The following is an 18,324-nucleotide window of genomic DNA, read 5'->3' on the forward strand; positions in this document are numbered from 1 at the left end:
TCGAAAATACAAAAAACCTGTGGGAGCGGGCTTGCCCGCGATGGCGGCGGCACACACAACAAACATGTTGCCTGACACACCGCCATCGCTGGCAAGCCAGCTCCCACAATGAATTTGCTGCGTCTCCAAGACCACATTGCAGCATCAGAATAAAAAGAGGATTTTCTCATGGCTAAAATCGGATTTATCGGCACCGGCATCATGGGCCACCCAATGGCGGCGAACCTGCAGAAAGCCGGTCACAGCCTGTTCCTGTCGGCGCACCACGACGCTGCCCCTGCTGACCTGGTCGCCGCTGGCGCCGTCGCACTGGCCAACCCGCGTGAAGTGGCGCAAGAAGCCGAATTCATCATCGTCATGGTGCCGGATACCCCGCAGGTCGATGACGTGCTGTTCCGCGCTGACGGCGTTGCTGCCGGCATCGGCAAAGGCAAAGTCGTGATCGACATGAGCTCGATCTCGCCGACCGCCACCAAGGCTTTCGCTGCGAAGATCAACGAGAAAGGCGCGCAATACCTCGACGCACCGGTTTCCGGTGGTGAAGTCGGCGCCAAGGCCGCGACCCTGAGCATCATGGTCGGTGGTGACGCCGATGCCTTCGAACGCGCACTGCCGCTGTTCCAGGCCATGGGCAAGAACATCACACTGGTCGGTGGCAATGGCGACGGTCAAACCGCCAAGGTCGCGAACCAGATCATCGTTGCCCTGAACATTCAGGCCGTCGCTGAAGCCCTGCTGTTCGCCTCGAAAAACGGTGCCGATCCAGCCAAGGTGCGTGAAGCACTGATGGGCGGTTTCGCTTCTTCGAAGATCCTCGAAGTACACGGCGACCGCATGATCAAAGGCACCTTCGATCCAGGCTTCCGCATCAGCCTGCACCAGAAGGACCTGAACCTGGCCCTGCAAGGCGCCAGGGAGCTGAACATCAACCTGCCGAACACCGCCAACGCCCAGCAAGTGTTCAGCACGTGCGCGGCCATCGGTGGCAGCAACTGGGACCACTCGGCGCTGATCAAAGGTCTGGAACACATGGCCAACTTCTCGATTCGTGACAACAAGAAGTAAGCCCTGCCCCAACCTGCACCAAACCTGTGGGAGCTAGCCTGCTAGCGATGGAATCGACGCGGTGTGTCTGATAGACCTCGGCGCCTGAATCGCTAGCAGGCTAGCTCCCACAGGGATCTGTATTGCCCTTTCGAATAACAAGAATTCCGGGAGCCCGCCATGTCGGTCGATCCGCAACAACTGCTGCGCGAGCTGTTTGCCACAGCCATTGACGCGGCCCATCCGCAACAAGTCCTCGAAGCTCATCTGCCTGCCGACCGCACCGGTCGAGTCATCGTCATCGGCGCCGGCAAAGCCGCAGCCGCCATGGCGCAAGTGGTCGAGCGCTGCTGGCAGGGTGAAGTCTCGGGCCTGGTGGTGACCCGTTACGGTCACGGCGCCCCGTGCGAAAAAATCGAAGTGGTCGAAGCTGCGCATCCGGTTCCGGACGCCGCCGGCCTCGCCGTCGCCAAACGCGTGCTGGATCTGGTCAGCAACCTGACTGAAGACGACCGCGTGATTTTCCTGCTGTCCGGTGGCGGCTCTGCCCTGCTGGCGCTGCCGGCCGAAGGCATCACCCTCGCCGACAAGCAATCGATCAACAAAGCCCTGCTCAAATCCGGCGCGACCATCGGCGAGATGAACTGCGTGCGCAAGCACCTCTCGGCGATCAAGGGTGGCCGTCTGGGCAAGGCCTGCTGGCCCGCGACTGTTTACACCTACGCGATTTCCGATGTACCGGGCGACCTCGCCACGGTCATCGCCTCCGGCCCGACCGTGGCCGACCCGAGCACCAGCGCCGAAGCACTGGCGATCATCAAGCGCTACGGCATCGAGATTCCGCCGTCGGTACGCACCTGGCTGCAAAGCCCGGAATCGGAGACCGTCAAACCCGGTGATCCGAGTCTGGCCCGCAGTCATTTCCAGTTGATCGCCCGTCCTCAGCAATCGCTGGATGCGGCGGCGGTCAGATGCCGTCAGGCCGGTTTCAGTACGCTGATTCTCGGTGATCTCGAAGGCGAATCGCGCGAAGTGGCGAAAGTCCACGCCGGCATCGCCCGCCAGATCATCAACCACGGCCAGCCACTGGCGGCACCGTGTGTGATTCTCTCCGGCGGCGAAACCACCGTGACCGTGCGCGGCAATGGCCGTGGCGGACGCAACGCCGAATTCCTCCTCAGCCTCACCGACAGCCTCAAAGGCCAGCCCGGCGTTTACGCACTGGCCGGTGATACCGACGGCATCGACGGCTCGGAAGACAACGCCGGCGCAATCATGACCCCGGACAGCTACGCCCGCGCCGCCGCACTCGGCTTGAGCGCCAGCGACGAGCTGGATAACAACAACGGCTACGGCTATTTCGAGGCGCTCGATGCGCTGATCGTCACCGAGCCGACTCGCACCAACGTCAACGACTTCCGCGCCATTCTGATCCTCGAGAGCTCTAAATCATGACGCCTGATAAAAAGGTCAAAATCCTCGCCACCCTCGGACCTGCCGTTGATGGCATCGAAGACATCCGTGAGCTGGTCGAGGCCGGGGTCAATATCTTCCGCCTGAACTTCAGCCACGGCGATCATGCCGATCACGCCAAGCGCTATCAGTGGATTCGCGAAGTCGAGCGCCAGCTCAACTATCCGCTGGGCATCCTGATGGATTTGCAGGGTCCGAAACTGCGGGTCGGCAAGTTCGCCGAAGGCAAGGTGCAACTGCATCGCGGTCAGGCTTTCCGCCTCGATCTGGACGCGACACCGGGCGATGAGCGCCGGGTGAATCTGCCGCATCCGGAGATCATTGAAGCCCTCGAAGCCGGCATGGATCTGCTGCTCGACGACGGCAAACTGCGCCTGCGCGTCGTGACCAAATACACCGACGCCATCGACACCACCGTGCTCAATGGCGGCGAGTTGTCGGATCGCAAAGGCGTCAACGTGCCGCAAGCGGTGCTTGAGCTGAGCCCGCTGACCGCCAAGGATCGCCGCGACCTGAGCTTCGGCCTGGAACTGGGTGTGGACTGGGTTGCACTGTCGTTTGTGCAGCGCCCGCAAGACATCATCGAAGCCCGTGCGCTGATCGGCGACAAGGCCTTTCTGATGGCGAAGATCGAGAAGCCTTCAGCGGTTGAACAAATGCGCGAAATCGCCGAACTGAGCGACGCGATCATGGTTGCCCGTGGCGACCTCGGCGTTGAAGTGCCCGCCGAAAGCGTGCCGCAGATTCAAAAGAACATCATCACAATTTGCCGCCAACTCGGTAAGCCAGTGGTGGTGGCGACGCAGATGCTCGAATCGATGCGCTTCTCCCCGGCGCCGACTCGCGCCGAAGTCACAGACGTTGCCAACGCCGTGGCCGAAGGTGCCGATGCGGTGATGCTGTCGGCGGAAACCGCTTCCGGTGAATACCCGCTGGAAGCCGTGCTGATGATGAGCAAGATCATCCGCCAGGTGGAAAACGGCCCGGACTATCAAACTCAGCTCGACGTCAGCCGACCGAAAGCCGAGGCGACTGTGTCCGACGCGATCAGCTGCGCGATTCGCCGTATCGGCAACGTGCTGCCGGTGGCGGTGCTGGTCAACTACAGCGAATCCGGGACATCCAGCCTGCGTGCTGCGCGGGAACGTCCGAAGGCGCCGATCCTCAACCTCACGCCGAACCTGCAAACCGCACGCCGCCTGACTGTGGCGTGGGGCATTCACTCGGTGGTCAACGATCGCCTGCGTCAGGTCGACGAAGTCTGTTCGACCGCGCTGGAAATCGCCCAGGCTCAAGGTATGGCGCAGCGTGGCGATACGTTGCTGATCACTGCGGGAGTGCCGTTTGGACAGCCCGGTTCGAATAACTCGCTGCGTATCGAAACGTTGATCTAAGCAACACTTTTGCTGTCAGCAGCAATTTTGATGTGAGTACAAAACCTGTGGTGAGGGGATTTATCCCCGTTCGACTGCGCAGCAGTCGTCGCCTTTCGGTGTGACAGTTTTCATAGAAAAACCGCACTTGCCGATTTTGGGGCTGCTTCGCAGCCCAACGGGGATAAATCCCCTCGCCACAGGCTCATGCACGACCTTTTGATTTTCCTACTGCCCAGACCTCTACATGCCTGCCAATCATTTCAACACCCAATGCCCCGACTGGGCCGAAGCGTTGCTCAACGGTTTCAGTCAAATATTCCTCCAGCGCAATCCGTTGTGCGGCCTGCTGTGCCTCTGCGCCATTCTGTTCACCGCGCCAGCCTTGCTTGGTGGTGCGTTGCTCGGTGGCCTCGCCGGATTGCTCACTGCGCAACGTCGCAATTACGCCAAGGCTGATCGCCAGGCGGGATTGTTCAGTTACAACGGCGTTTTGCTCGGCTTGTTGCTGAGCCTGTATTTCCCGTGGTCGGCGATGATGCCGCCACTGATCCTGGCGGCCGGCGGCCTGAGCGCGATGATCACTCAGCAATGGCTGAAACGCGTGCGCCTGAGCCAAAACATGCCCGCCTACACCGCACCATTCGTGGGATTGAGCTGGTTGCTGCTGTTGTTTGCCGCACCGTCCGTCCCGGCTCCGCTGGTTGAGGTGAATACACTGAACCTGCTTGCGGCGGTGCTGAAAGGCTTCGGCCAGGTGATGTTCCTCGGCCATCCGCTGGCCGGCGCAATGATTGCCGCCGGTTTGCTGATCGCTGATCGCCGGGCATTTTGCTGGGCGTTGCTCGCGTCGGCCATCGGCCTCGGTTCCAGTCTGCTGCACCACGAAACCAGCTTCGCGCTGTTCGGCCTCGGTGGCTACAACGCCGTGCTGGCCACCCTCGCCTTCAGCTCAGAACGCCGCCAGCCGTGGCTGCCGCTGCTGGGTATCGTGCTGGCGCTGCTGGTGACGCCACTGTTCGCCGCCATCGGTCTGGCCACGCTCACCGCACCGTTCATCCTCGCCTGCTGGCTGATCCGCGCCGGCATTCAGATGCTCGGCAAAGCGACGGTTGACGGCGCGTCTTGCGCTCACGGGGAGAATCAACCTAGGCTGCGCTGATTTACAGCCAAGGCGATGTGCATGAACAGCAAGGACACGTGGCGCAATCGCCTGTACGTGATCATTTTCCAGACCGATACCGTGGCCGGGCGCCGTTTCGACAGCACCTTGCTGCTGATCATTCTCGCCAGTCTGGTGGTGGTGATCCTCGACAGCATCGATGACGTCCACCAGAACTACGCCAACGTGCTGGCGTATATCGAATGGGGCTTCACGGCGATCTTTCTCGGCGAGTACATCCTGCGCCTTTATTGCTCGCCGAAGCCGTTGCGCTATGCCTTCAGCTTTTACGGCATCGTCGATCTGCTGGCGATTGTTCCCGGCATCCTCGCGCTGTATTACAGCGACGCGCAGTACCTGCTGATCATTCGGATCATCCGGATGCTGCGGATCTTCCGCGTACTCAAGCTCGGCCCTTACCTGAAACAAGCGCATTACCTGCTCGACGCCTTGCGCGGCAGCAAGCAGAAGATCCTCGTGTTCCTGCTCAGCGTCTGCACGCTGGTGACCGTGTTCGGCACGTTGATGTACGTGGTCGAAGGCCCGGAACATGGCTTCACCAGCATTCCCAAAGGCATCTACTGGGCTATCGTTACGCTGACCACGGTGGGTTATGGCGACATCGTGCCCAAGACGGTTCTGGGCCAGATCATTTCGTCGCTGGTGATGATCACCGGTTACTCGATCATCGCCGTGCCGACCGGGATTTTCACCGCTGAACTGGCCACGGCCATGCGCGGCAGTCAGTTACACCACGACTGCCCGGTCTGCGCAAAAGACAGCCACGAAACCGACGCTTCTTTCTGCTCACGCTGCGGCAATGCATTGTTCAAGAAAATGGAATAAGCAAAGAGCTTTTTAATCTTTAAACGACTATGCCAGCCCGGCTATAGTCGCTGGCAAAACGGTATCACCCCCTACCGATATCACCGACACAACAAGGAATGCGCAGTGAAAAAACTCTTTGGCGCCTCACTTCTCGCCGCTGGCCTGGCCTTGACCAACATCGCCCAGGCTGCTCCGACCCTGCTCAACGTTTCCTACGACGTGATGCGCGATTTCTACAAGGATTACAACACTGCGTTCCAGAAACACTGGCAAGCCGAGCACAACGAAAACATCACCGTGCAGATGTCTTTCGGCGGTTCGAGCAAACAGGCGCGCTCGGTGATCGACGGCCTGCCGGCTGACGTCATCACCATGAACATGGCGACCGACATCAACGCCCTCGCCGACAACGGCAAACTGGTCCCGGAAAACTGGGTCACCCGTCTGCCGAACAACAGCGCGCCGTTCACCTCCGCTACCGTATTCATCGTCCGCAAAGGCAACCCGAAAGCCCTGAAAGACTGGCCGGATCTGCTCAAGGATGGCGTGCAAGTCATCGTGCCAAACCCGAAAACTTCGGGTAACGGTCGCTACACCTACCTCTCGGCCTGGGGTTATGTGCTGAAAAACGGTGGTGACGAGAACAAGGCCAAAGACTTCGTCGGCAAACTGTTCAAACAAGCACCGGTACTCGATACCGGTGGCCGTGCGGCGACCACCACGTTCATGACCAACCAGATTGGCGACGTACTGGTGACCTTCGAAAACGAAGCGGAAATGATCGCCCGCGAGTTTGGTCGTGATCAGTTTGAAGTGATCTACCCAAGCGTCTCCGCCGAAGCTGAGCCGCCAGTGACCGTGGTCGACAAAGTCGTCGACAAGAAAGGCACTCGCGCTGCTGCCGATGAGTACCTGAAGTACCTGTGGTCGCCGGAAGGCCAGGAAATCGCTGCCGCCAACTACCTGCGTCCACGTGACCCGGCGGTGCTGGCGAAGTACACCGACCGTTTCCCGAAAGTTGATTTCCTCTCGGTGGAAAAAACCTTCGGTGACTGGCGTTCGGTGCAGAAGACCCACTTCAATGATGGCGGGATCTTCGATCAGATTTATACCGGCCAGTAATGGCTGAGTGGCAATGAAAAAGGCGACCTGAAGAGGTCGCCTTTTTTGCACACGTTTGTTGCCAACACAAAATCCATTGTAGGAGTGAGCCTGCTCGCGATAGCAGTGTGTCAGACACACATAAGTTTAATGACAGGACGCTATCGCGAGCAGGCTCACTCCTACAGGGATCTGTGTTCGGGGCTTACATCGGTGGGGTGACGCCATCCTTGCCCGCCGAGATCGATTGCGCGGTCAGCGTGCCGTCTGCGCTCTGGGTTACGAACGTAACAATTTTCACCCCGACCTTGAGCAAGCTGCGATCCCCCGGCAACAGATTCACAATCGGCACATCCTCCGGCACCAGGATCTTCTGCTGCCCGCCCTTGTAGTTGACGGTCAAAGTCCGGCCGTTGCTCACCACCAGATCACCGACGCTGCCATTGGTCATGCTGCTGCCCTTGGCCAGATCGAACGGTCGATGGCCGTCGCCGCTACCGGCCAGTTCTGGCGGGAATACGTGAACCTCCATGGCCTTGAGCGTGCCATCCGCTTGCGGCATGGCCGCCGAACCAATGTAACTGCCGGGTTTGATGTCTTCGATATTGGCGAGGGTCACCGCGCGGACCTTGGTGTCCGCGGTCAACTGGATGACCACGTTTTCGCCACTGTTGACGTGAACCCTCAACGAATCGGTGCTGACCCCGGTGATCTCGCCGCGCACGCCAAGCCGCGTCCCCGGGGCATCGGCGGCCTGTACGGCGCTGGCGCCAAGCAAGCCGATCAGGACAATCGTGGTGGTGCGGCGAAGCAGTTGACGCAACATGGCAATCCTCCGGTGATGAACATTGAAAACCTAGACGCGAACATAAGCACGCTATCGAACAAGATGTAAGTGAATGTATCATCGCCCCTCAGCGGTCGGACGCAAGGTCCGCCACTGGACGACTGCAACCCGGCCGCCACCCATTCCGCAACGGAATAATTGATATCGATCGAAAGCTTCTACCGCCGGCCCGGCCCGTCCCTTAGCCTCACCGCATTCCTTTTCGCTGGATCGAGAAACCCTATGACCACCACAACTCACGCAATGACCCGAGGCATGGTGCTGCTGTTCGCCTTCTGCTGCGGCGCCATCGTTGCGAACATTTACTACGCGCAACCGATCATTGGCTTGATCGCGCCGGACATCGGCCTGACCGACACCATGGCCAGCTTCATCGTCTCACTGACCCAGATCGGTTATGCGCTGGGCCTGTTCTTTCTGGTGCCGCTGGCGGATCTGCTGGAGAACCGCCGGTTGATGATCATCACCTCCGTGGTGGCGATTGCCAGCCTGCTCGCCGCAGCGTTCACCGATCAGCCGAATCTGTTTCTGCTGGTCTCGTTGCTGGTGGGTTTCAGCTCGGTGTCGGTGCAGATCCTGATTCCTCTGGCCGCGCATCTGGCGCCGGAAGAGTCTCGGGGCCGGGTAGTCGGCGGGATCATGGGCGGTTTGCTGCTGGGCATTCTCCTGGCACGTCCGGTATCGAGCGTGGTGGCTGACCATTTCGGCTGGCGCGCCATGTTCATGATTGCGGCGGGACTGATGGCGGCAATCAGCATCGTGCTGGCGCTGACCGTACCGAAACGCCAGCCGGATCACAGCGCCTCCTACGGCCAACTGCTCGGTTCGTTGTGGACGCTGCTGCGCCAACAACCGGTGCTGCGTCAGCGGGCGTTCTATCAAGGTTGCATGTTCGCCACCTTCAGCCTGTTCTGGACCGCAGTGCCTTTGGAGCTGGCGCGTAACCATGGCTTGTCGCAAAGCGAAATCGCGATCTTCGCCCTGGTCGGTGCCATCGGCGCCATCGCCGCTCCGATCAGCGGACGCCTGGCCGACGCCGGCCACACCCGCATCGCCTCGCTGCTGGCGATGATCTTCGCCAGCCTGAGCTTCCTGCCGGCGTTCATCCATCCGGCCTACAGCGTCATCGGCCTGGCCGTGACCGGCGTAGTGCTCGACTTCTGCGTACAGATGAACATGGTCCTCGGCCAGCGCGCGGTCTACTCCCTCGACGCGAAAAGCCGTGGCCGACTGAATGCGCTGTACATGACCAGCATCTTCATCGGCGGCGCCTTCGGTTCCTCGGTTGCCAGTGCGGTATACGAGCATGGCGGCTGGCTGTGGATCGTGATTGTCGGCAGCGCATTCCCGTTGCTGGCGCTGCTGCGGTTTTTGAGTGCGTCGCAGCGGCGGTCGCTGGCGACTGCTTGAACTGAAAAAAAGGGCAACCCCACTCCCCAAGGTGACTCACGAATCTTGTGGGAGCGGGCTTGCCCGCGATGGCAATCTCAAAAATCCACGAGCATTCAGATCGTTATCATCCCCCAGCCTTTACCCGCAGCCTGCGCAGCATTGCGAATCACATCAACCTCACTTGGAATGGGCGCGCATAACCCCTGCACTTCTCTCTCACGCAACAAAAGATGTGCGATCTCTACGGCCGCGTTGTATGCCAACTCAAATGTATCTCCCGCAGTGACCGCTCCCGGAATATCCGGAATCTGAATCCCTGTCGCCTTTACTTCGTCTCCCCACTCGATACAAATTGGATAGTGCACAAATGCCTCCAAAGCCATGCTGCTGGTGAGTTGGCACTCAATCACAAATGCTCTCAGTCTTCGTTCACTAATGTCTTTCCGGATGTGAGCAGACGGTTCATTCCCTACCGGCATGACTCCTATGCCCCGCACCTGCGTTCCGCTTCCATCCCGCCGCAGTCACTCTTGATCGCAGCCAACCGGCTGTTTCCCGAGGATCACGACATGACTCTGCAAGCAAAACTCGATGCGTTCAAAGCTGACTTCAAGGCTGGCAAGCCGCCCTATAACGCACCTGCCGACATTCATCCGGTGATGGAGCGGGCGACTGCCGAGCTGATTGCATCTGGCGCGGCGAGTCGGTCGCTGAAAGTCGGTGACATGGCGCCGTTGTTTACCTTGAAAGATGCCGATGGCGTTCCGCAGTCGTCGGCCGATCTGCTTGCCCATGGACCGCTGGTGTTGTCGTTTTATCGAGGCGTCTGGTGCCCGTATTGCAACCTTGAACTGCAAGCGTTGCAGGCATTTCTGCCGACGGTGCTGGAGAACGGCGCCAGCCTGTTGGCGATCTCGCCGCAGATCGCGGCCAACAGCCGCAAGGCGCAGCGCATCAATGAGCTGCAGTTTCCGATCCTCGGCGACCCGCGCAATGACGTGGCTGCGGCGTTCGGTCTGCGCTTCCAGTTGCCGGACTATCTGATTGAGTTGTACAAGAATCTGCGCAACGATCTGCCGACCTTCAACGACGATCCGTCGTGGACGTTGCCGATGCCGGCGCGTTTTGTGATCGGTCAGGATGGCGTGATTCGTTACGCTGAGGTCAACCCGGATTACACTCAGCGTCCCGAGCCTGAAGCGATGCTGGATGCGCTTCGAAGCTGAGCCCGACCCAATGCCCTGCCCAGGAGTTGCCATGACCCGACGTACCTTCCTCATCACCGGCGCCAGCAAAGGCATCGGCCGAGCGTTGGCCGAGCATCTGGATCGCTCCGGACACCGGGTGGTTGGTATCGCCCGCAAGCCGGACCTGAGTTTTCCGGGGATTCTGTTTCCGCTGGACCTGAGCAACCGTGCGCTGACTCAGGAGGTGCTGGCGGAACTGGCCAGAACCTACGAGTTCGACGGACTGGTGAACAACGTCGGGCTGGTGCGTCCGCAAGCACTTGGCGACATCGACCTCGATGCGTTTGACGATGTGATGCGGGTCAACCTGCATTCTGCATTGCAGGCGACTCAGGCGGTGTTGCCGGGCATGCGCACACGCGGTTGGGGGCGAGTGGTGAATATCTCCAGCCTGACCGTGCTGGGCATCACTCAGCGCACCGCGTATGCGGCGGCGAAAGCGGCGCTGGTCAGCTTCACCCGTTCGTGGGCATTGGAACTGGCGCAGACCGGAATCACCGTGAACGCGGTGGCGCCGGGGCCGACCGAAACCGAATTGTTTCGCGCCAACAATCCGCCGGGCAGTGAGGGTGAAGCGCGGTATCTGGCCGGGGTGCCGATGGGTCGCTTGGGTCAGCCGGAAGAGATCGCTTCGGCGATTGCGTTTCTGTTGTCCGAGCAGAGTGGTTTTATCACCGGACAGACGTTGTTCGTCGATGGCGGCGCGTCGGTCGGCAAAGCTGCGTTCTGAGCAACACCGCAAATCCCCTGTAGGAGTGAGCCTGCTCGCGATAGCGGTGTGTCAGCCGAATCAATATTGACTGACACACCGCTATCGCGAGCAGGCTCGCTCCCACAGGTTCTAAGACAATTTACAGACTGCACAGGAACACTGATGGACCGCCTCGTCGCCATGGAAACCTTCGTCTACGTCGTGGAAACCGGTTCGTTTTCCGCCGCCGCACGGCGCTTGAATATCGGCCAGCCCGCCGTGTCGAAAACCATCGCCCAACTCGAAACCCGTCTCGCCGTACGCCTGCTGTTGCGCTCGACCCGGGGCCTGACCCCGACCGAGGCCGGCCTGGCCTTTTTCGAACGGGCCAAACGCGCCATCGAAGAAGCCGACGAAGCCGATAACGCCGCGCGTGGCACCGCCAGCGGCCTGAGTGGCAACCTGCGCATCAGCGCCGCCGTGACCTTCGGCCGGATGCACATCGTGCCGAAACTCGGAGCGTTTCTCGATCAGCATCCGCAACTGAACATCGACCTGATACTCGACGACCGCAACATCAATCTGGTGGAAGAAGGCATCGACGTCGCGTTGCGCATGGGCGCTCTCAACGACTCAGGCCTGACCGCACGCAAGATTGCCGAGTGCCGCCGCGTAGTCCTCGGCACTCCAGCGTACTTCGCCGCACACGGCGAGCCCGACTGCCCCGCCGCATTAAGCAAACACCAGGCGGTGATCTACGCCCTCGGCGGTGGCGCCACCTGGCAATTCACCAAGGGTGCCGACAAACAATCGACGATCCTCAGCGGTCGCCTGCGCGTCAGTGCCGCCGAAGGCCTGCGCGAAGCGGTGCTCGCGCACCAAGGTCTGACCCTGGCATCCGAATGGATGTTCGCCCCGGAACTGGCCAGCGGCGCGGTCAAGACCGTGATGAACGACTGGACCCTGCCGGACATGGACCTGTGGGCGGTGTTTCCGACGGGAAGAATGGCGAGCGCCAAGGCGCGGGCGTTTGTGGAGTATGTGCAGGGGCTGTTGACTGGCGTTCGGTAAAACACAAAGAGCGGTCAACACCCACACAGCAAAACGGCGATCCAGGGATCGCCGTTTCTATTCACTGCCCGTACTGCTTGCTCAACCCCGGGGGCACGCCGTGGATGTCGGTGTCTTCCCATGGGCCGTTGGGGCTGATCGAGCGGCTCCAGCCGTTGTTCCAGCGGAAGTAGGTGCGCTGGCGGTAGAAAGTGTCGGTCTGGTCTTCGAGGACGTAGACGCCGAGTTTGGCGTCCCAGTGGCTGTTGCCGCCCGGTGGCGGGGCGAAGCTGGCGGAGGTGCGCGGGACGGGTTTCGCCGGTTTGGCCGGGATGCTTTTGCCGGGGGTCGGCGAGGTCGACGGAGTCGGGCTCGGCTGTGATGGCGGGATCGGCGGCAGGTTGGTGGTCGGTTCCGGTCGGTGCACCGCACATGCGCTCATGCCCAGGGCCAGTGTGAGGACTGTGATTCGGGCGATGGTGTGCATGGCGGTGCTTTCCTGTTTTTCCGGTTACTTGTCCGGGCTGTCGATAGTGAGTTTTTGTGGCGCGGTGGTGCTGCTGGCCAGAGGCTCGCTGCGACCGACCCACTCACCGGCAGTCGGCTGGCCGGCACGGGACACGCGCGCAACCAGTTGGACTTCAGGGAAGTTCGACAGTTTCAACTGCGGCATCATTGCGTCGGCATCACCCAGCTCGACCGTTACCGGCAGATCGGCGACGGTCAGGCGCTTGGCCGCCAACGGTGCCGGTGGGCCGGAGGTGGCGCGAGCGAAGATGAACACGCTGTCGCCCGGCTGCACTTTACCTTTCAGCTCGCTGGCCAGATCGACGCGGACCTTGAGCAATGCCGCGACCTTGGCGGCCGGGGCCTGGGCGACCTTGCCGCCGCTGGCTTCGAGGCGTTCGGTGGCGCGGGCGATTCCGCCTTGCAGTGCGGCGCGGGAATTGTCTTCTGGCGGCAACTGCGCCAACAGGCGATTCCAATAGTCGATTGCTTGCTGATAGCGCTCGCCTTCAAACGCGGCGATACCCAGCAGACCGAGGCTGGTGACTTCTTTCGGATCGGCTTTCAGGGCTTCGTCAGTCAGGGCCTGAATCTTGTCCGACCACTTTTTACCGTCGGCAAAATACTGCGCCTGCGCCCACTGGCCGAGCAGTTCCGGTTGACGACCGGCGAGGTTGGCGGCGCGTTCGAACATCTTCGCCGCGTCCGCCGGACGATCCTGAGCCATGTAAGTGCGACCGAGGAAGTACAAGCCTTCCGCCGAGTCCGGTTGTGCCGCGACGGCACGCTCCAGACGCTGGGTCATCTCTTCCATCGACTGCGGCGCCTGAGCGAATTCGCGCGTCAGTTCAACCTTGTCGGCGGCACCAAAGTGCAGATACAAGCCAAGACCCAACACTGGCACCAACACCGCAGCCAGCAACGGCAGCGGTTTGCCGAGAATGGACACTTTCGGTGCGGCAACACCTTCGGTATCGGCGAGCAGTTCACGGGCCGCTTCGGCACGACCGCTGTCCATTTGCGCGGCGTCGAGTACGCCTTCGGCCTGTTGCGCTTGCAACTCGGCGACACGCTCCTGATACAGGGCAACGTTGAGGGCGGTGCGATCTTCTTCACGCTGGGCACGACGGCCACGCAGCACGGGAATCAACAGGAAACTCAGGGCGACCAGAAGCAACAGCCCTGCGGCAAGCCAGAAATCAATCATTCTTGGTTTTTATCCAACAGTTGGTCGAGGCGCTGACGCTCTTCGGTGGAAAGCGACGACGGCGTGGCGCTGCGTTGGCCGCGACGACGGCGGACGATCACTGCGATCACCACAACACCGCCGAGCAACAGGCCCGCCGGGCCGAACCACAGCAGCGCAGTCTTGGCGTTCAGAGCAGGCTTGTAGCGGACGAAATCACCATAGCGATCGACCATGAAGTCGATGATCTGTTGATTGTCCTTGCCCTCGCCGAGCATGCGGAAAATCTCTTTGCGCAGGTCGGCGGCAATCGGTGCGTTGGAGTCGGCGATGTCCTGGTTCTGACATTTTGGGCAGCGCAGTTCCTTGGTCAGCTCGCGGAAACGCTCACGATCACCTTCCTTGGCGAATTCGTAAGTGTCGATGGCGGCATGCGCGACACCGACCAGACTCAGGCCCAACACCACAGCGGCTAGAAAGCGCTTCATGGCTTGGCCTCATCAACCAGTGCCTGATACTTGGCCGCCAGTTTTTCGCGCCAGACCTGCTCGTCGATCACGCCGACGTACTTGTCGCGGATGATGCCCTTGGCGTCGATGAAAAAGGTTTCCGGTGCGCCATACACGCCGAGGTTCAGACCCAGCGAGCCTTCGTCATCGCGGATGTCCAGCACATACGGATTGTGGAACTCGGCCAGCCACTTCAACGCGTCGGCGTTGGTGTCCTTGTAGTTGATGCCGTAGATCAGCACACCGCGCTCGGCCAGTTTGTTCAACACCGGATGCTCGACCCGGCAGGAAATGCACCAGGTGCCCCAGACGTTGACCAGCGCCGGTTTGCCGAGAATGTCAGCCTTGGTCAGAGTCTTGTCACCCTGCACGCTTGGCAGGGTGAACTCCGGGAACGGCTTGTTGATCATCGCCGACGGCAGTTCCGCCGGATCAAGGTACAGACCACGATAAAGAAACACCGCCACCAGCAGGAAAATCGCCAGTGGCACCAGCATCAACCAACGTCTCATGCAGAGGCTCCTTCCATGCCCAGGGCTTCACGCACCTTGGCTTTGACCTTGACTCGATAACGCCGATCCAGCGCCGCCAGCAGTCCACCGAAACCGGTCAACAAGCCGCCGAACCAGATCCAGCGCACGAACGGTTTGACGTGAACCCGCACCGCCCAGGCGCCGTTATCCAACGGCTCGCCGAGTGCGACGTAGAGGTCACGGGTGAAACCGGCGTCGATGCCCGCTTCGGTCATCACCGAATTCTGCACGGTGTACAAACGCTTTTCCGGGTGCAGCACGCTGACTTCCTTGCCATCGCGGATGACCCGGATGGTGCCCTTGTCGGACGTGAAGTTCGGGCCTTCGAAGTGCTTGGCGCCTTCGAACACGAAGTGATAACCGGCCAGATCCATCGACTCGCCCGGCGCCAGACGCAAGTCGCGTTCGGCACTGTTCTGACTCGACAACACCACACCCAGCGCGCAAACGGCGATACCCAAGTGAGCAATCTGCATGCCCCAGTAGCTGCGGGTCAGGGTTGGCAGACCTTTGATCAAACCTTTGTGGCGAGTCTTGTCGAAGATGTCGCGCACGCCGGCCAGCAATACCCACGCAGCGAGCAGGAAGGTCGCGATCACTGCCCAGTTGAAATCGCCGTAAGCGACACCGGCCACCACCGCCAAGACGACGCTGCCCAGCAGCACCGGGGTCAGCATGTTCACCAGCCATTTCACCGGGGTGTCTTTCCAGCGCACGAGCATACCGACCGCCATCACCAGCATCAGCAATGCCATCAACGGAATGAACAACGCATTGAAATACGGTGGGCCGACCGACAGCTTGGCGCCACTTAGCGCATCGAGAATCAGCGGATACAGGGTGCCGAGCAGAATCATCGACGCCGCCACTACCAACACCAGGTTATTGCCCAGCAGCAGGGTTTCCCGCGACCACAGATTGAAGCCGACCTGGCTTTTCACCACCGGAGCGCGCAACGCAAACAGCGTCAGCGAACCACCGACCACAAACAGCAGGAAGATCAGGATGAACACGCCGCGCTCAGGATCGGACGCAAACGCGTGTACCGAAGTCAGTACGCCGGAACGTACGAGGAAAGTACCGAGCAGGCTCAACGAGAACGCCGCAATTGCCAGCAACACCGTCCAGCTCTTGAACACGCCACGTTTTTCCGTGACCGCCAACGAGTGAATCAATGCGGTGCCGACCAGCCAAGGCATGAACGAGGCGTTTTCCACCGGGTCCCAGAACCACCAGCCGCCCCAGCCTAATTCGTAGTAAGCCCACCACGAACCGAGGGTGATGCCGATGCCGAGGAATGCCCAGGCAACAATCGTCCACGGACGCGACCAGCGCGCCCATGCCGCATCAAGACGACCGCCCATCAACGCTGCAATGGCGAAGGCGAACGCCACCGAAAAGCCGACGTAACCCATGTACAACATCGGCGGGTGAACGATCAGGCCGATGTCTTGCAACAGTGGATTGAGGTCAGCGCCATTGCTGGGCATTTGCGGCAAGATGCGTTTGAACGGGTTGGACGTGAGGATCAGGAACAGCAGGAAACCGGTGCTGATCATGCCCATTACTGCCAGAACGCGGGCGAGCATGACTTGCGGCAACTGACGCGAGAACACTGACACCGCGAACGTCCAGCCACCGAGAATCAGGGCCCACAGCAGCAATGAACCTTCGTGGGCGCCCCACACTGCGCTGAATTTGTAATACCACGGCAAAGCAGTATTCGAGTTGTTCGCGACATAGGCGACGGAGAAGTCGTCGGTCATGAACGCGTAGGTCAGGCTACCGAAGGCAAACACCAAGAACGCAAACTGGCCCCACGCGGCCGGCTGGGCCAGGCTCATCCACAAACGGTCGCCACGCCAGGCGCCGAGCAACGGCACCACGGCCTGCACCAGCGCAAAGCACAGCGCCAGAATCATCGCCAAATGGCCCAACTCAGGAATAAACAGTGCGGACGTCATCGATCAACCCTCCTTCGCAGGTATTGGCGCGGACTGGCCGCTGTCCTTCAAGGCTTTGGTCACTTCCGGCGGCATGTATTTCTCGTCGTGCTTGGCCAGCACTTCATCGGCAACCACTACGCCGTCGGCGTTGATCTTGCCAAGGGCGACGATGCCCTGCCCTTCGCGGAACAGATCCGGAAGGATGCCGCGATAGGTGATGGTCACGGATTTGTTGAAGTCGGTGACGACAAATTTGACGTCGAGCGAATCGCCGGAACGTTGCAGCGAACCCTTCTCGACCATGCCGCCAGCGCGAATCCGCGTGTCCTGCGGTGCTTCACCGTTGGCAATCTGGGTCGGCGTGTAAAACAGATTGATGTTCTGCTGCAGCGCGCTCAAGGCCAGGCCGACGGCGGCGCCGACCCCGACCAGGATGGCCAGAATGATGATCAGACGTTTCTTGCGCAACGGATTCACTTGCCGTTCTCCCGGCGCAGACGACGCGCCTCTTGTTGCAGATACCGCTTGCGGGCCAGGATCGGCGCCGCCACGTTGAAACCCAGCACCGCCAGGCAGATGCCGTAGGCCGACCAGACGTACAGGCCGTGATGGCCCATGGCGAGGAAGTCGCCGAATGAAGCAAAACTCATCGAGCGGCCTCCAGACTGTTCTGCACTTCTTCTTTCACCCAACTGGCACGGGCTTCGCGCTTGAGCACTTCAAGACGCATGCGCAGCAGCAAAACGGCGCCGAAGAAGCAGTAGAAACCCAATACCGTCAGCAACAGCGGCAGCCACATCTCGACGGGCATCGCCGGTTTTTCGGTGAGGGTGAAGGTCGCGCCCTGGTGCAGGGTGTTCCACCACTCCACCGAGTATTTGATGATCGGAATATTGATCACGCCAACGATGGCCAGCACCGCGCAGGCCTTGGCGGCGCTGTCGCGGTTGCTGATGGCGTTGCCCAGCGCGATCACGCCGAAATACAGGAACAGCAGAATCAGCATCGAGGTCAGGCGCGCATCCCAGACCCACCACGAACCCCAGGTCGGTTTGCCCCAGATCGCCCCGGTGACCAGCGCCACGGCGGTCATCCACGCGCCAATCGGTGCGGCGCATTGCAGGGCGACGTCGGCCAGTTTCATCTTCCACACCAGCCCGACCACACCGCACACCGCCAGCATCACGTAGATCGACTGAGCGAGCATCGCGGCGGGAACGTGGATATAGATGATGCGAAAGCTGTTGCCTTGCTGATAGTCCGGCGGCGCGAAGGCCAGGCCCCAAACGACGCCGACGGTAATCAGCAGCAACGCTGCAATGCTCAGCCACGGCAAGAACTTGCTGCTGATGCCGTAAAACCACTTGGGCGAGCCGAGCTTGTGAAACCAGGTCCAGTTCATACTGTTTCCATCACGGGTGCTGCTCATCGTTGT

Annotated in this window: 20 protein-coding genes; 10 read left to right on the forward strand and 10 right to left on the reverse strand. The window is 60.6% G+C overall.

Annotation, left to right across the window (positions count from 1 at the left end):
* The first annotated feature begins 168 nt into the window (after nt 1-168).
* The 6 genes from ACTWLJ_RS27705 (at nt 169) to ACTWLJ_RS27730 (ending at nt 7,002) form a co-directional block, all read left to right on the forward strand.
* On the forward strand, nt 169-1,065 hold the full coding sequence (locus tag ACTWLJ_RS27705) for a 2-hydroxy-3-oxopropionate reductase (RefSeq protein ID WP_445179263.1): 897 nt from the start codon (nt 169-171) through the stop codon (nt 1,063-1,065).
* Nucleotides 1,066-1,224: 159 nt separating this feature from the next.
* On the forward strand, nt 1,225-2,499 hold the full coding sequence (locus ACTWLJ_RS27710) for a glycerate kinase type-2 family protein (RefSeq protein ID WP_401216526.1): 1,275 nt from the start codon (nt 1,225-1,227) through the stop codon (nt 2,497-2,499).
* Nucleotides 2,496-3,911 (forward strand): pyruvate kinase, encoded by a 1,416-nt coding sequence (gene pyk / locus ACTWLJ_RS27715; protein ID WP_445179264.1) that lies wholly within the window; start codon nt 2,496-2,498, stop codon nt 3,909-3,911. The genes ACTWLJ_RS27710 and pyk overlap by 4 nt, the downstream gene beginning before the upstream one ends.
* A gap of 226 nt (nt 3,912-4,137) precedes the next feature.
* Nucleotides 4,138-5,052 (forward strand): urea transporter, encoded by a 915-nt coding sequence (locus tag ACTWLJ_RS27720; RefSeq protein ID WP_445179265.1) that lies wholly within the window; start codon nt 4,138-4,140, stop codon nt 5,050-5,052.
* 21 nt (nt 5,053-5,073) lie between these two features.
* Nucleotides 5,074-5,898 carry an ion transporter gene (locus tag ACTWLJ_RS27725; RefSeq protein ID WP_445179266.1) on the forward strand — a complete coding sequence of 275 codons (825 nt, stop codon included), beginning with the start codon at nt 5,074-5,076 and terminating at the stop codon, nt 5,896-5,898.
* A 105-nt stretch (nt 5,899-6,003) separates the two neighbouring features.
* On the forward strand, nt 6,004-7,002 hold the full coding sequence (locus tag ACTWLJ_RS27730; RefSeq protein WP_445179267.1) for a sulfate ABC transporter substrate-binding protein: 999 nt from the start codon (nt 6,004-6,006) through the stop codon (nt 7,000-7,002).
* Between the two features lie 184 nt (nt 7,003-7,186).
* Here the strand turns inward: ACTWLJ_RS27730 and ACTWLJ_RS27735 are convergent, their stop codons facing one another.
* Complete coding sequence (locus tag ACTWLJ_RS27735) at nt 7,187-7,807, reverse strand: hypothetical protein (protein ID WP_445179268.1); 621 nt, start codon at nt 7,805-7,807, stop codon at nt 7,187-7,189.
* 243 nt (nt 7,808-8,050) lie between these two features.
* Here ACTWLJ_RS27735 and ACTWLJ_RS27740 point away from each other — a divergent pair, with 243 nt between their 5' ends.
* Entirely contained in the window at nt 8,051-9,238 is a 1,188-nt protein-coding gene (locus ACTWLJ_RS27740; RefSeq protein WP_401216520.1) for an MFS transporter, read from the forward strand.
* A gap of 95 nt (nt 9,239-9,333) precedes the next feature.
* Here ACTWLJ_RS27740 and ACTWLJ_RS27745 read toward each other — a convergent pair whose 3' ends face one another.
* Nucleotides 9,334-9,585, reverse strand: a complete 252-nt coding sequence (locus ACTWLJ_RS27745; RefSeq protein WP_445179269.1) for a type II toxin-antitoxin system HicB family antitoxin — start codon at nt 9,583-9,585, stop codon at nt 9,334-9,336.
* Between the two features lie 204 nt (nt 9,586-9,789).
* Here ACTWLJ_RS27745 and ACTWLJ_RS27750 point away from each other — a divergent pair, with 204 nt between their 5' ends.
* The 3 genes from ACTWLJ_RS27750 (at nt 9,790) to ACTWLJ_RS27760 (ending at nt 12,229) form a co-directional block, all read left to right on the forward strand.
* Nucleotides 9,790-10,446 (forward strand): peroxiredoxin-like family protein, encoded by a 657-nt coding sequence (locus ACTWLJ_RS27750; protein WP_445179270.1) that lies wholly within the window; start codon nt 9,790-9,792, stop codon nt 10,444-10,446.
* Between the two features lie 31 nt (nt 10,447-10,477).
* A complete protein-coding gene (locus ACTWLJ_RS27755; RefSeq protein WP_401216517.1) occupies nt 10,478-11,197 on the forward strand; it encodes an SDR family oxidoreductase in 720 nt (239 codons plus the stop codon).
* Between the two features lie 144 nt (nt 11,198-11,341).
* Nucleotides 11,342-12,229: a LysR family transcriptional regulator gene (locus ACTWLJ_RS27760; RefSeq protein WP_445179271.1), complete on the forward strand. Its 888-nt coding sequence runs from the start codon at nt 11,342-11,344 to the stop codon at nt 12,227-12,229.
* Between the two features lie 61 nt (nt 12,230-12,290).
* Here ACTWLJ_RS27760 and ACTWLJ_RS27765 read toward each other — a convergent pair whose 3' ends face one another.
* From ACTWLJ_RS27765 to ACTWLJ_RS27800, 8 genes are read right to left on the reverse strand one after another with little or no spacing between them, the layout of a single operon-like run.
* Complete coding sequence (locus ACTWLJ_RS27765) at nt 12,291-12,695, reverse strand: hypothetical protein (protein WP_445179272.1); 405 nt, start codon at nt 12,693-12,695, stop codon at nt 12,291-12,293.
* A 24-nt stretch (nt 12,696-12,719) separates the two neighbouring features.
* Nucleotides 12,720-13,922: a c-type cytochrome biogenesis protein CcmI gene (ccmI, locus tag ACTWLJ_RS27770; protein ID WP_445179273.1), complete on the reverse strand. Its 1,203-nt coding sequence runs from the start codon at nt 13,920-13,922 to the stop codon at nt 12,720-12,722.
* On the reverse strand, nt 13,919-14,389 hold the full coding sequence (locus ACTWLJ_RS27775; protein WP_445179274.1) for a cytochrome c-type biogenesis protein: 471 nt from the start codon (nt 14,387-14,389) through the stop codon (nt 13,919-13,921). Before ACTWLJ_RS27775 ends, ccmI begins: the two co-directional genes overlap by 4 nt.
* Nucleotides 14,386-14,922 carry a DsbE family thiol:disulfide interchange protein gene (locus tag ACTWLJ_RS27780; RefSeq protein WP_401216512.1) on the reverse strand — a complete coding sequence of 179 codons (537 nt, stop codon included), beginning with the start codon at nt 14,920-14,922 and terminating at the stop codon, nt 14,386-14,388. The genes ACTWLJ_RS27775 and ACTWLJ_RS27780 overlap by 4 nt, the downstream gene beginning before the upstream one ends.
* Nucleotides 14,919-16,907: a heme lyase CcmF/NrfE family subunit gene (locus ACTWLJ_RS27785; protein WP_445179275.1), complete on the reverse strand. Its 1,989-nt coding sequence runs from the start codon at nt 16,905-16,907 to the stop codon at nt 14,919-14,921. Before ACTWLJ_RS27785 ends, ACTWLJ_RS27780 begins: the two co-directional genes overlap by 4 nt.
* Nucleotides 16,908-16,910: 3 nt before the next feature.
* Nucleotides 16,911-17,366: a cytochrome c maturation protein CcmE gene (gene ccmE / locus ACTWLJ_RS27790; RefSeq protein WP_445179276.1), complete on the reverse strand. Its 456-nt coding sequence runs from the start codon at nt 17,364-17,366 to the stop codon at nt 16,911-16,913.
* Nucleotides 17,363-17,539, reverse strand: a complete 177-nt coding sequence (gene ccmD, locus ACTWLJ_RS27795; protein ID WP_401216509.1) for a heme exporter protein CcmD — start codon at nt 17,537-17,539, stop codon at nt 17,363-17,365. Before ccmD ends, ccmE begins: the two co-directional genes overlap by 4 nt.
* Nucleotides 17,536-18,291 (reverse strand): heme ABC transporter permease, encoded by a 756-nt coding sequence (locus tag ACTWLJ_RS27800; protein ID WP_445179277.1) that lies wholly within the window; start codon nt 18,289-18,291, stop codon nt 17,536-17,538. The genes ccmD and ACTWLJ_RS27800 overlap by 4 nt, the downstream gene beginning before the upstream one ends.
* Nucleotides 18,292-18,324: the final 33 nt, after the last annotated feature.

It is taken from the genome of Pseudomonas sp. McL0111 (assembly GCF_052567255.1).